Raw genomic sequence first — 13,685 nt, 5'->3', positions numbered from 1 at the left:
ATATGTATATTAAAACGACAAAACCATATACATTCGTTGATCCTAAAACAAAAGAACAAGTTTTTGTATCTCCCAATACAGATACAGCTGTTCCCGATTGGATACAAGGAGATATTGTATATGATAGAGCACTGAAAGACAAAACGCTACAGATTGTGCCATCTCCAAAGTTACAAAGCGGCTCGTCTAAAATAGTGTCAGAATCCCCTGTAACGACAGTTTCCAATAACAACGAACAATCTGATGAAAATAAAGAAGAAACGGCTCCTATTGGAAATGGCAGCAATAAATCATGATCCATGGGGACACTTCTTTTACATCCAAAAGTAATTTAGATGCTTTGAAAAAAGCGTTAAAGAAAATGGCAAGTCAGGAAGTGTATGTCGGTATTCCGCAAAACGAAAATCAGCGGAAAGCAGCCGATGGGAATGCAATCAATAATGCAGAGCTTCTCTACATTCAAACGAATGGGGCTCGATCCTCTGCAATGATTACTGAAATGAATACCTCGCAGGATTCAGGAGCCATCTATTCAAAGGCGCATGCGCTGTATGTAAAGTCTCATGGGTCGCCCCTAATGCGAATACCTCCAAGACCTGTCATAGAGCCGGCCATAGAAGCCAACAAAAAGCGGATAGGGGAATTAATCGGGGACGCGCAAAAAGAAGCACTACAAGGGAACACTGAAGCGTTTCAGGAAAATCTCAATAAGGCTGGCTTATATGCGGCCAATTGCGCAAAAAACTGGTTTACGAATCCTAAAAATGGATGGGCCCCTAATGCACCTAGCACGATTAAACAAAAAGGATCCGATAGGCCCTTAATTGATACCAGCTCTATGCAAAATGCAATCACGTATGTAATTCGCAAGAAGGAATAGGTGATACTATGCTTGATATGTCTGAACTAATTCATGATCCTGATTTCTGCGTGCCGTTTGTTATCATTAAAAATAGAAGCAGTGATACATGGCAAGACGGAGACCCCGTATTGAGCGAACAGCAAATACAAGTGGAAGGCGTTGTTACGCCCACTTCTTCACGGGATATACAGATGCTCCCTGAAGGAGACAGGCGCACCGGTATGATGACATTTGTATCTGACCTTTCATTGGAAGTAAGCAATACGATCACGATTAGCGATTATTGTTTGTTTCACGGATCACGGTATAAGCTGGTGAGCATTTTCGATTGGAGCGAAAACGGATTTTTCAAGGCTCTTGGCTCATTTGTAAAAGATGAGGAGGGGGCTGTTCATGACATATGATGAACTGCTATCTTTTTTCCAATCCTGCTGTAAGTCGATATTGACAGGAACGTTGTCTAACGTAGAAAAATATATTCGTAAGAATTATCCCACAGATGGCAACCCGGACTGGAAAGTATCCGATGACATTGTATTTTTGTTTTTACGTGAAAGCAATGACGAGTATGGCAGATATCCGGATATTGTAAAAAAAGTGGAAAACGGGACGGTTAATGAATACGTGGTACGAACACGCGTATGGGGCCTGCAGCTTACCACCTATGGCCCACATGCATATGATATATCCAATCAGCTTCGCCATGGGTTCCGTACGGAATCGATCACAAGAACCATGACAAAATCATCTATTTTTTTAATCCCAGACTACCCCAATTGCATTGCAGCGTACGAAGAACGTGCAAGTCAGTGGTGGAAGCGATGGGATTTAGTTTTGCAATTTAATGAAAACTACACATCACCAGCTGAAGACGCGGGTCATATTGACACCGCGTCTATTCGCGTGGTGGCTCAAAGGAGGACAAAATAATGGCAGTAACAACGTTAACACTGGATCCTGTTGTTGATGTAACGATTAATCTGTCGGCGATATCGGCAACTCGAAAAGCGTTTAATTTGGCATTGTTAATGGGGAATGTTGGCAGCATTGCTGATTTTGATGATGCCCGTATTGTAACGTATGCCAGTTTGGATGACATGCTAACCGCAGGATTTACATCTACGGATCGTTTGTATCAGGCGGCCGCACTTATCTTTGGACAAGATAAGGTGCCTCCCAATGTAGCAATTGGTAAAATCAGCACTGCCGCTATTGCAGGGAAAAATACGTACACGATTACGACCAATGCGGCAACGGGCGATACGATTACCATAGGTGGGGTAACGCTTACGGCAGTTGCCAGCAGCGCCGTGCTGGGAACATCTTTTGTTCCGGGCGCAAATGTAATTGCAACAGCCACCGCTATTGCAGCGTCTCTTAATGCCAATACTACTTTCAATGCTAAATATGGGGCAACTGCGGCAAGCGGCATCATTACCATTACTGAGACCGTAGCCGGTGGCGGGAATACGCCAGGTGAAGCTACTAAAACAGGCACTATCGTTATTACATCGGGAACAGCAACAACATCTACGACGCGAACGGAAACGCCACTTGAAACAATTACAGCATGCCGTGAAGCGGATTGGGAATGGTACGTCGGGATTTACTGCGCCGTATTGACAGATGATGATATTCAGGCAATGGCAGCGTATGTAGAAGATGCGACGCCCGCCACGCTCTTAGCCTATACTACTAGCGAATCCTCTGCACTGACAGATGCAGGTATTTTCAACACGCTTAAAAATCTAAGCTACAAGCGGGCCATTGGGCAGTATTCTACTAAGCATGAAGATGCCATTGCCGCCATTATGGGATATGCTATGGGGTCTATGACGGGGACCATAAACAGTGCCTTTACACTGGCATATAAAATAGAAACCGGCGTCACGACGGAAAATTCCGCTGCTACATTTGCGGAATCAAAAGTAACGGCCATTACTGGATATAATGGAAATGTCTATATTAACCGTGGTAATGCCTACAATGTGTTTACTGAAGGAAATATGGCATATGGATACTGGTTTGATGAAATGATCTTCCTTGATAAAATGAAAAATGATATCCAGATGGGTGTCATGGACCTGCTTTATGATAACGCCAAAATACCACAAACAGAATCAGGCATGAACCAGCTCACCGATGCAATTAAAACTGTATTAGATAGTTACGTGAAAATTGGCTTTGTTGCGGCAGGACAATGGAATGGTAATGATATCTTGGACTTAAGCAATGGCGACACATTGCCGAATGGATATCTGATTCAGCACGAAACCATGGCAGATCAATCGCAAACTGACAGAGATAATCGTATTGCACCGAATATCTATGTGGCAGCAAAATTAGCCGGCGCGATCCAGCATGTTGTCATCGAAGTTGATGTGAACCGATAAAGGAGGGGATATTACATGGCGACTGTAAATACATACGGGTTCAAGGATTTAGCGATTACGATTTCCCATCCATCGTATGGATCATATTCGATGCAAGGAGAAGGCGTCGGAGAAGTAACCATTACGAAATCGACGGATAGAACGGCACATGATATTGCGGCAGATGGATCCGTTATGGTAAGCAAGGTGGAAGGGAATAATGGGAATGCTGTTATTCAAACGCAACAGGTAAGCGGCATCCATAAATGGATGCAAGGATTATTCAACTATTTGGTCTCAGCTACTACGGACGAATGGGCAGAAATATCGCTCACCATAACGTCTACATCTATGGGAAAAACACATTATTGCTCCTATGGGGCGTTTCAAAAGGAAGCAGATAATCCGTATCAATCGCAAGGGCAGCGGGTATCTTGGACGATTATGTTTGCTGATATCCAGAATATTATGACGTAAAGCACAAAGAAAATAAAAGGGGTGCATGATTGATGCAAGACACGAAAAAAGTAACCGTAATGGGCAAAGAATATATTATTAAAAAGCTGGATGCGCGTACCGGATCATTTTTATTGTTTTTTGTTCTGGAAAAGTTTCTTCCGAATGCGATGGATATGCAGTCCAGCGAAGACATGCAAAAGGTAAGCAATCAAATTACAGGGCACATCATGAAGCAGGATATGATGAGTAAAGAAGAATTTATTCGCCTTCAGAATGACTGCTTATCCGTGGTTCATGCCGTTCTTCCGAGCGGCGATGTGCCGATTTTGAATGACAATGGATCATGGCGAATCCCCGAAATGGCAACCAATACATTTCTTGTGTTGATCCTAACGGCGCATGCGCTATTATTTAATGTTTCAGATTTTTTTACCGAAGACGGCTGGAAGGAATTGCGGTCCCTCATGGAGGGTATCTCCCTTGCGAACTTCAAAATGTAAATGAATTCGTCTATGCGCCAGTCATACAAGGCATGTGGAAGCAGCACGAAGTATGGGACGGTACGTATACGCTGAGAGATTTACTCGACGCCCATGAAATGATCATGGTTGCGAAAGAAAACAAACGGCGTGCGGCTGAATATCAGAAGCTGATGGAGGAACAGACACCATGATTGCACAAATGTTACAGGAATATTTGGTCGGCTTGGGAGTGAAGGTAGACAAGCCTCAGTTCCAAGAATTAGACCGGACATTAAAACAAACGGATAAGTCTGTATCCTCTACGACCGGCTCCATGTCGAAAAGCTTCGAGAATGCCGGGAAATCCATTGCGGGAACCGTAGAAAAAACAGGCGAAAAAGCCATCCAAACCGCGGAAAAAGCAACGACTTCTATTATCGGTAATTTCAGTTCCTTGGCGGCAAATATCGTTAAAACATCGGCGGTGTTTGCCAGTGCCTTGGCATCCATGACCATGGCATCGGCGAAATTCATGAAGACGGCAGCAGATCAGGACCTGCAGATGCAGACGTTTGCTACCCGCATGATGATGACCAAAGATGCCGCATGGCAAATGAAGCGGGCCACAGATGCGCTGGGGGCGTCTATTAGCGATATTGTGATTACGCCGGAGCTTATGGATCGGTATAAAGCACTGGTGTCTGATTCGTCCCGCATGCGTCCTAGCGGCGATTTTGAGCAGACAATGAAAGGCTTTCGGGATTTATTGTTTGAATTTACCCGGTTTAAGCAGGAGGTATCTTATATCCTCACGTACGTTGGGTATAATATGATTAAAAACCTTGTGGGGCCGCTGGATGTTGCCAAAGAGAAAGCCAAATCTTTTAATGAATATATCATCACCAATATGCAGCAGATTGCCAAACGAATCGCTGACGTATTGACATACGTCATTCACGTGGCGCTGCAATTTTGGGATTTAATACGGCATGTCACATCATCCCTAATTACCATGTGGAATACATTCCCCCATGGTGTAAAACTTGCTATTGAGTCGCTTTCTGCGTTGTGGGTCGTATTGAGAGCATCTCCGATCGGCAAAACGATCGCTCTATTTGGATTACTATTCCACATGATGAATTCAGGGGGCAGTGGCGATGGATGGAAAAAAATACATGAATATATTGATCTCGCGCAGGAAAAAATTACAGCATTTGCCAATGCAGCAGAGCCATACCTTGAGAAATTTGGCCAGCTTGTTATGTGGGCGGGGGGAAAGCTCATTGATCTTGCCAAAACAGCGTGGCCTTACGTGGAATCGTTTTTAAGAAAATTCGGGCAGCTGGTTATCTGGCTGGCAGATGAACTTGTATCATTAGCGGAAGAAGCATGGCCGTATGTTAAAAAGTTTATTGTAGAATTCGGTGAACTGGTTTCATGGGCATATGATCGAATCATCGAATTAAAAGATGGAATTGAACAGTTTCTTGGGACAGTAAAAAATTCAGAAGAGTTTCAAGAATTTGTGTATACCATGCAAACATTATGGTCAGCCATTAAGCGGTTGGCAGGCGGGATATTTAGATTCGTAGCTACAGAGATACGTACGTTTTATGATGCCATGAAAGATGATGGTAGAGGGTCCGCATTTCGAACGCTGGTACATAAAATATATCAGGCATTTTTACGATTAGTACAGGTCATTAGCTATTGTATCAATGTATTAAGCGGATGGCTTGATGAATTATCACAATCCCCTACTGTAAGATTATTTATGATGGCGGTGGCGGATTTGGCAAAAGCTATATGGCAGTTGTTTACTGCTATTATGAGTTTAGTCGGAACCGCATTTGAATCTATGTTCAGGGGAATGAACAATCGCAAGCCGACCAATTCATTTAGAAATGCGTTACGCGAAATACTAATGTTTATCGTCTCCATTATCCGGTTTATTACAAAGATGATAAATGCATTGACGGCGCTATTTAAAAAGATGGAAAGCAACCGATCATTTGTGGAATTCTGGCGTGGTATCGGTAAAATTGTATCCGACGTAGGAAATATTGTTTTGGAAGTAATCAGTCGCATAGGACTTCTTGGAGAAGCTATTATGGCGTTATTAAGCGGCAATTATTCTAAAGCTGCAAAGCTTGCTAAGATGGCTTTTTCATCTAAAATGCTGGGGAATCGCAGACAACATACTGACGGCCTTTCGGATGACGAATTACAATATGAAGCGGCTATTCAACAATATTCTAAGGAATATGGCGTTGATCCAAATTTAGCACGTGCCGTCATAAAAAATGAAAGCGGATTTGATCAAAGCGCAATATCTCCGGCTGGCGCTGTTGGCTTAATGCAACTAATGCCAGATACAGCAGCAGAGCTCGGCGTTAATCCGTATGATGCAGATGATAACATAAAAGGCGGTATTATGTATCTACGTAAAATGTTGGATGCCGCTGACGGGGATCCCCAATTAGCCGTGCAAATGTATAATGCAGGACCTGGAAATCCGGGTGGCGCAGATATGCCTTATGTAGGACGAGTTATGCAAGACTACGGCGATTATACCGAAAACACGACATATGACACAAGCGCTACCTACGACGAAACAAATATTCCCCAGCAAGGAAACGTCGATTTAGCGGATGTTGATCCGCAATTAGTACAAACTACGGATTCCTTTTTGGCAGGGCTGCAAGGTGAAGGTTACGACGTACAAATTTCTAGCGGATATCGTAGTGATGCACATACACTTGAAGTACCAGGCGCTTATATTGGCGATCCACATAATCAAGGCAGAGCCATCGATTTTGTCATCAACAGTGATTACAATCCAGATGATATCATTGCGGCAGGGGCGGCACATGGGCTTAATCTGACATACCATGATGCGGGCACAGGGTACCATTTCCACACGCAAATGTCTGAAGATGATGGATATGCAGGAACCACCAATCCAGTAGGTGGCGGCGACGGGGGATCAGGAGAAGGAATGCCATCTATTGGGGCTATGGTTGCATCCCGAAGCAGAGGGCTTGGACTATTGGCAAAATCAGCGGCCAGTGTATTGCGTAATATGGTTTCTTCTGCCGATCCGCTGTTATTAAGCAATGCTGCAATGGATACGGGATCATCCTATGGTGACACGCACGTATCTATCAGCGTGGGAGATATATATGTCACCAAATCCAATGCCGTCAATGATGATGTTGGCATGGCGGTTGCCGATAAGCTTTCCGAACGGGCGCAATATATATTGATTAACCGAGCAATAAACGGCAGCCCTGAATTAAAATAATAAGTAAAAAGGACGCTCGATAGGTGAGTGTCCTTTTTTGCTTTATCTTGATCATGAAGGATGTGCTTATACAATGAGCGTCATTTCCGGACTTACTATCGGCAGTGCAACAAATTTAGCCAATTTAATAAGCAATGATACGACGCCGTCATGGCTTGATTTTTCAAAAACTTTGGCACAGCTTACCGGCAGCTATAAGCTGGTAAATCTTACAACCGGGCTTACTAATCTGTCTAACTTTTTATTCCGTACGCCAAAATGGCCGATCGGCGGGGTTTACTTTGATGGTATTCTGCGGACAGAACATAGCAGCAGAGTGCATCCGACGCAATATCCTGTACAAACAGGTGTATCCATGACGGATCATGCTATTGTTATGCCGGCAGAACTTACTGTAGAAATCATGATGACCGATGCGGCGACGTCTACATGGTATTCTGCGAATAACACAGCAGAGCTTGTTTATTTGGCATTGAAGCTGATTAATCAATACAGCAACACCATTACAGAAAAACCAAGCTCTATTGTTTCTGTGGGCGAAGGACGGTCTGCTGCTATATGGACGACGTTAAAGGCGATGCAACAATCCAGAGTCCCGATTACGGTAGAAACAAGGCTGCAAACTTATAATAATATGATCATTGAGGACCTTTCTGCACCGGATGACAACAAAACATATCACGCATTAAAATGTACGGTACGGTTACGGGAAATCATTATGGCTGGAGTGTCAGAGACACAGACAAGCGCCCGAGTGGCACAGACCACATCCGCTAGTACAACTGGCAATTCTCAATCTACCTCTGTGGAAAGTTCGTCATACAAAAAGGCACTTCAAAATAATATTGCATCACAAGATTAAAAGAGGTGACGAAAGCAATGCTATCTATTGTTCCTTTGTCAGGAGTACCCAATCACACATTTACAACAACGATTTACGTTGATGAGACCAATATTAAATTAACACTAACTACGACGTACAACGAAATTGCGGGGTATTGGGTGCTGGATATCGGGGATTCAGAAGGGACGCTGCTTGTCACCTGCATTCCATTAATTCCGGGATACAATATTTTAGAGCAATACGCATATCTGGAAATTGGCGCAGCGTATATCGTACCCAAACAGAAAGTACAGGAAGTATGGCCTGACTATGATACATTGACCTCGAATTGGTATTTAATTTGGGGAAATACAGCAGGAGATGATGTTTCATGAGTACCGACAGCACGCCCGATACGACGACAAGCGCATCTTCTTTTACGGCTCCCGTACAGTATCTCAGGAAATGGCAAGTATTGATTATAAAGCCAGCCTATACAAAAGACGCGAATGGAAATTATACGGTGCGGGACAAGGAACATGATCATGCGCTTGATGTATCAAATTTGCGATGCGTGTGGAAAACGCAGCAATCCGTTGGGTCAGCAGTTACCATTGGAACCCTTATTATATATAATCTAAACGCGCAGACAGAAAGCGATATCATATTGGAAGGGTCACAGATTTATATTGCCGCAGGATACCAAAATGGGCAATATGGCGAAATATTCAGCGGTGATATTATACAGATCATTCGCAATCGAGAAAATGGCATTGATTATCGGTTGGAAATATTGGCTTTAAAAGGGGCATTAATGTTTGACACGAATTACGTACGCTCTACCATAGCGGCAGGTGCTACGCCAAGAGAGGTCATTCAATATGTAGCTAAAAACGCAGATACCCCAATCGAAATAGCCAAAATAAATAATACGTTTCCAGAAACGTCCTTACCGCGCGGGAAGGTTTTATTTGGCACTGCTGGCAAATACTATCGGGATATAGCAGTTCTTCATGATGCGGCATACTGGGCAGACGAAAACAATCAATTGGTATTTCAAAAGAATTCGGATGAGATTCCGGCAGGATCGGAAATTGTTTTAACTCCTGAAACAGGATTGGTGGGAACCCCGATGTATTCTGACGATGGCATTCACATTAAAATGCTTATGGATGCCAGGGTAAAATTGCAGACAATGATAAAAATTGACAATTCATTGATCCAAACGCAGTTGATTAGCATTAATTCACAATCAGGTATAGGGCAAAATCAGTTGCCGCAGCAGACACAGTTTGATAAAGACGGGGAATATCAAGTATTTTCCGTAGAACATGCCGGCGACACATGGGGGAATGAGTGGTTTACCAGTATTGTCGGTATTGGTAGGAATGGACGTAGTGGATTGCTTGTGCCGATGGTTACCATTACTTCTACAACGCGATGAAAGAGGCGATATGATGGTACACATGAATGACCGAACCCAAGATACGATAGAGAACATGAAGCGTATTAAAGAAAGCTTCGGAATTGATTTACGTGTCGCAGCCCCTGGTATTATTGAATCGGTGGATTATGAAAAGCAGACGTGCACCGTACAGCTTGCCACGCGAGAATTATTTAATAATAGTGGGACGCTGGAATGGAAAGAGGTTCCTATCTTACCGGATGTTCCTTTTTTTGTATATTCCGGCGGTGGATATTGTCTGACGCTGCCGATTAGTAAAGGCGATGATTGTCTGGTGGTATTTGGGGACAATTGTATGGATGGGTGGTGGCAAAACGGCGGGGTGCAAAATCAAGTAGAGAGACGCCGTCATGATCTTTCCGATGGATTTGCTATTGTAGGGTTTAAAAGCCAACCGAATGTTGTTAGTAATTATGCGTCCGGATCGGCACAACTTCGGAACGCATCCGGCAGTGCGTACATTGAGATAACAGATAGTGGCATTAATATTGTAAGCGGCAACACAACGATTGATGGCGTGAATTTTTTAAGCCATGAACATAGCGGAGTAGAAAGCGGCGGCTCAAATACGGGTGGTGTATCCACATGATATATCGAAAATTAGATGCTAACGGAGATTACACATTTGGGGCAAATAGTGGAAATTTTCTTTCTGGCGTGGAGGCCGTGGCGCAGGCGATTGGAACGCGGCTTAAATTATTTACTAATGAATGGTGGGAAAATTTTGATGAAGGGCTTCCATTATGGGATAAAATACTGGGGCAGCACGATAGGGATACGGCAATCAAATTAATTAAGGAACGAATTTTAGGAACGGATGGCGTAACCAATATTGCATCAATGGATACAGATTGGAATGCAGATACCCGTTCCCTTTCATTTACTGCTGTTGTAGATACGGAATATGGAACGGTAACCGCTACAGTTTCAACGTCTGGCGGCACGGTTACATATACCGCCATTACGGTAGCAAATGGCGGTACGGCAACGCCTGTTTCGGATACATTGGATGGGGACGGTGGCAGTTCTTCGTATATTCCTGATTATGTTTGGGATGGCGGCGGAGCTGCCGGATAGGAGAAAACATGGCATACACAGCACCTTATATTGATAGCGCGGGCCTTCATCTGGCAAGCTATGAAGATATTTTGGCATATCTGGAATCTGAAATGAAAAGCATATATGGTGACGATATCTATCTTGGCACAGATTCGCAGGATTATCAGATGATATCCATTTTTGCATCTATGCTCAATGATATTTCACAGGTACTACAAATTGTATATAATAACCGATCTCCTAAAACAGCGGTGGGGACAGGTCTTGACAGTATAGTAAAACTAAATGGTATCGTCCGAAAATCAGCCAGCTATAGCACCTGCGTACTAACGCTGACGGGAACCAGCGGAACTGTTATTTCGTCCGGCACCTGCACAGATACGAATGGCTACAAATGGGAGTTACCAACAGATACAACGCTTACCGGCACCACAACAGAAGTCACGGCCACTTGTGAAACCATCGGCGCAATTGAAGCAGCCATTGGCACGATTACAACGATATCGACGCCGCAAAAAGGATGGACGGCGGTCACTAATGACGTAGCTGCGGTCACAGGAACCGCAGTAGAAACAGACACAGAGATACGAGCACGACAAAGCACAAGCGTTGCACTCCCGTCACAGAATATGACAGACGGTGTTATTGCGGGGATTCAGGAAATAAGCAATGTAGATCGATATAAAGTATATGAAAATGATACGAATGCAGCGGATACAAACGGAATACCAGGTCATTCTATTGCAGCCGTCGTAGAAGGTGGTACCGATGCAAGTGTTGCTGAACAAGTATTTTTGCGCAAGGGCCCCGGATGTGGAACCTATGGAAGCAGTTCTGCCACCTATACACAAACTGATGGCACACAAAATACGGTTTATTTTTCCCGGCCGACATATGAATCTATTGATATTACGGTGACAATCACTAAAGGAACAGGATATACATCTGCTGTAGGAGATAACATTATATCTTATCTTAAATCGTATATGGCGGCTCTGGATATAGGGGATAATGTTTCTATTACAGGGTTAATGGCCACAGCATTACAAGCGATTACAGATACATCCAAACCGTCCTTTTCTTTGACATCAATACAGATTGCAAAGACGGGGGGAACCTTGGGAACGTCTGATATTGCTATTGAATATAATCAAATTGCGCAGTCCGGAGCCGTCACATTAACGGCTAATTAGAGGTGATAGTATGGCGCTCTCTGATCAATATAAAAAATTAATTACCAGTGAACATCAAGGAAAACCCAACTTCTTAGCTACACTATCGGCATTCCTTTCGCCGCTGGATGATATATATGATTTAGCTGTCTATATGGACAGTTATTTTGATTTAGATAATGTTGTCGGGAATCAAGAAGACACGCTGGGCGTTATTGTACAGGCAAACCGCACATTAACTTTTCAGCCGGATCGGCAGGCTGATCCCATTTTAGATGATCAGGATTACCGCAATTATATCAAGGCAAAGATTGCACGTAATATGTGGAACGGGAAGACACAGAGCTTATATAACATCTGGAATACCATATTCAGCAATAATTTAATTATCTTAGATAATCAGGATATGACGGTTGACATATGTGCTATCGGGATGAGCTCGTTCATTATCTGCAATATGATTATTAATGATTATATTATTCCACGTCCCATGGGCGTGCTATATAATTATTTTTTTTCAGACAATACTATTTTTGGATATGACATTGAATCCGATGCCATCAAAGGATATGACGAAGGATACTGGACATCCTCGCTGCCATTAAACAGTTTCGGATATGATTTGGAATCCGATTCCGAACGAGTGTATGGATATGATAATGGCTATTGGACGTAAAGGAGATAATACAATATGGCAAACGAAAGTAATTTTCTAATATTTAATACAGATAATTCAAGCACATACACCTACAGCGATTCGGAATATTCCAGCGAATCCCAACGCACAATCGGGGTGCAAACCGGTCAGGCGAAAAGCAGACTGCACAACAAAATGTTTAGGCAATGGTCTGTAATGGCATATATGCTGGGGCAACTAATTGCAAATAGTGGACATGATGCAGAAGACAGTGATCCGGATGGATTACTTGCAGGATTCAAGGCTGCCATTGCGGGGAATAGCAATATTAGTAATACCGTATGGAAACCATCTACAACCGTATCTGCAGGAACCGTTGTGAAAACACCAAACATGCCAACATGGGCTTACGTAGTATGTACAACCGCAGGAACGACATCTGCTACCGAACCATCATGGGGCGCAGTGGCTGACGCCACCATAACAGATAATACAGTTGTGTGGACGCTTAGAAGCTACTTACCGTTTATCGGCGCAACGTCAAGCGCAGCGGGGACAAGCGGTATTGTTCCTGTACCCTCTGCAGGAGACCAAAATAAGGTATTAACAGGGGGTGCCGTATTTAAAGATATATTAACTTTGCTGACAGCTTTTACAGGAGCAACGGCATCGGCCGCGGGAACATTAGGAGGCGTTCCAGCACCCACTGCAGGACAACAGTTAAATGTATTGACCGGAGCTGGTAGTTTTCAGACACTGGCGACGCTATTGGCGGCCTACGGGGTACAGTATAATATCGCACAAAATGGGTATGTTAAATTTGGTGATTTGTTCGGCGGCCTAATTATACAGTGGGGAAATTACAATGCAATGCCTATTGATGCTACAGCAAGAAAGATTGCTTTTAATATCTCAATGACGCATCTATGGAGTACAGTTACACCTAATTGTTATGACATTCCTAATATTGTCATTTCTCCTTATATTGGAAATGCTGATAGTTCTGGAATTTATGTTTTGATAGATTGTGAACTGGGTCAAGGATATACGTCAGGATCAGCAACATCTAAC

16 protein-coding genes and 1 pseudogene are annotated in these 13,685 nt (G+C 43.4%); all 17 read left to right on the top strand.

Features of this window, described 5'->3' with window-relative positions; translation table 11 throughout:
• Positions 1–2: 2 nt before the first annotated feature.
• Positions 3–296: a hypothetical protein gene (locus AB840_RS11265; RefSeq protein WP_048514947.1), complete on the top strand. Its 294-nt coding sequence runs from the start codon at positions 3–5 to the stop codon at positions 294–296.
• Positions 293–880, top strand: coding sequence for a phage virion morphogenesis protein (locus AB840_RS11260; RefSeq protein WP_048514946.1), 588 nt, complete (start codon positions 293–295; stop codon positions 878–880). The genes AB840_RS11265 and AB840_RS11260 overlap by 4 nt, the downstream gene beginning before the upstream one ends.
• A gap of 8 nt (positions 881–888) precedes the next feature.
• Entirely contained in the window at positions 889–1,266 is a 378-nt protein-coding gene (locus tag AB840_RS11255) for a hypothetical protein (protein WP_048514945.1), read from the top strand.
• Entirely contained in the window at positions 1,256–1,792 is a 537-nt protein-coding gene (locus tag AB840_RS11250) for a phage neck terminator protein (RefSeq protein WP_048514944.1), read from the top strand. The genes AB840_RS11255 and AB840_RS11250 overlap by 11 nt, the downstream gene beginning before the upstream one ends.
• The gene (locus tag AB840_RS15825) at positions 1,792–3,255 is read left to right on the top strand and encodes a DUF3383 family protein (RefSeq protein ID WP_053078171.1); all 1,464 of its coding nucleotides are present in this window, start codon (positions 1,792–1,794) and stop codon (positions 3,253–3,255) included. Before AB840_RS11250 ends, AB840_RS15825 begins: the two co-directional genes overlap by 1 nt.
• A gap of 15 nt (positions 3,256–3,270) precedes the next feature.
• A complete protein-coding gene (locus AB840_RS11240; RefSeq protein ID WP_048514943.1) occupies positions 3,271–3,711 on the top strand; it encodes a phage protein in 441 nt (146 codons plus the stop codon).
• A 32-nt stretch (positions 3,712–3,743) separates the two neighbouring features.
• A complete protein-coding gene (locus AB840_RS11235) occupies positions 3,744–4,193 on the top strand; it encodes a phage tail assembly chaperone (protein ID WP_048514942.1) in 450 nt (149 codons plus the stop codon).
• Between the two features lie 32 nt (positions 4,194–4,225).
• Positions 4,226–4,366, top strand: coding sequence for a DUF6889 family protein (locus tag AB840_RS17440; protein ID WP_169749400.1), 141 nt, complete (start codon positions 4,226–4,228; stop codon positions 4,364–4,366).
• Entirely contained in the window at positions 4,363–7,458 is a 3,096-nt protein-coding gene (locus AB840_RS17860) for a lytic transglycosylase domain-containing protein (protein ID WP_053078170.1), read from the top strand. Before AB840_RS17440 ends, AB840_RS17860 begins: the two co-directional genes overlap by 4 nt.
• A 73-nt stretch (positions 7,459–7,531) precedes the next feature.
• Positions 7,532–8,320: a phage baseplate protein gene (locus AB840_RS11225; RefSeq protein WP_053078169.1), complete on the top strand. Its 789-nt coding sequence runs from the start codon at positions 7,532–7,534 to the stop codon at positions 8,318–8,320.
• 17 nt (positions 8,321–8,337) lie between these two features.
• Positions 8,338–8,676, top strand: a complete 339-nt coding sequence (locus AB840_RS11220; RefSeq protein WP_048514941.1) for a phage baseplate plug family protein — start codon at positions 8,338–8,340, stop codon at positions 8,674–8,676.
• On the top strand, positions 8,673–9,725 hold the full coding sequence (locus AB840_RS11215) for a baseplate hub protein (RefSeq protein ID WP_200809906.1): 1,053 nt from the start codon (positions 8,673–8,675) through the stop codon (positions 9,723–9,725). The genes AB840_RS11220 and AB840_RS11215 overlap by 4 nt, the downstream gene beginning before the upstream one ends.
• 10 nt (positions 9,726–9,735) lie before the next feature.
• Entirely contained in the window at positions 9,736–10,335 is a 600-nt protein-coding gene (locus tag AB840_RS11210) for a Gp138 family membrane-puncturing spike protein (RefSeq protein ID WP_200809905.1), read from the top strand.
• Positions 10,332–10,823 carry a hypothetical protein gene (locus tag AB840_RS11205; protein ID WP_048514939.1) on the top strand — a complete coding sequence of 164 codons (492 nt, stop codon included), beginning with the start codon at positions 10,332–10,334 and terminating at the stop codon, positions 10,821–10,823. Before AB840_RS11210 ends, AB840_RS11205 begins: the two co-directional genes overlap by 4 nt.
• 8 nt (positions 10,824–10,831) lie before the next feature.
• A complete protein-coding gene (locus AB840_RS11200; protein ID WP_048514938.1) occupies positions 10,832–11,998 on the top strand; it encodes a baseplate J/gp47 family protein in 1,167 nt (388 codons plus the stop codon).
• A gap of 10 nt (positions 11,999–12,008) precedes the next feature.
• Positions 12,009–12,653: a DUF2612 domain-containing protein gene (locus AB840_RS11195; protein ID WP_048514937.1), complete on the top strand. Its 645-nt coding sequence runs from the start codon at positions 12,009–12,011 to the stop codon at positions 12,651–12,653.
• A 15-nt stretch (positions 12,654–12,668) separates the two neighbouring features.
• Positions 12,669–13,685, top strand: a pseudogene (locus AB840_RS11190) (hypothetical protein); the annotation flags it as partial.

It is taken from the genome of Megasphaera cerevisiae DSM 20462, assembly GCF_001045675.1.
Taxonomy (GTDB): Bacteria; Bacillota; Negativicutes; order Veillonellales; family Megasphaeraceae; genus Megasphaera; species Megasphaera cerevisiae.
The sequence above is the reverse complement of the archived record's forward strand: the minus strand, read 5'-3'. Positions and strand labels throughout refer to the sequence as shown.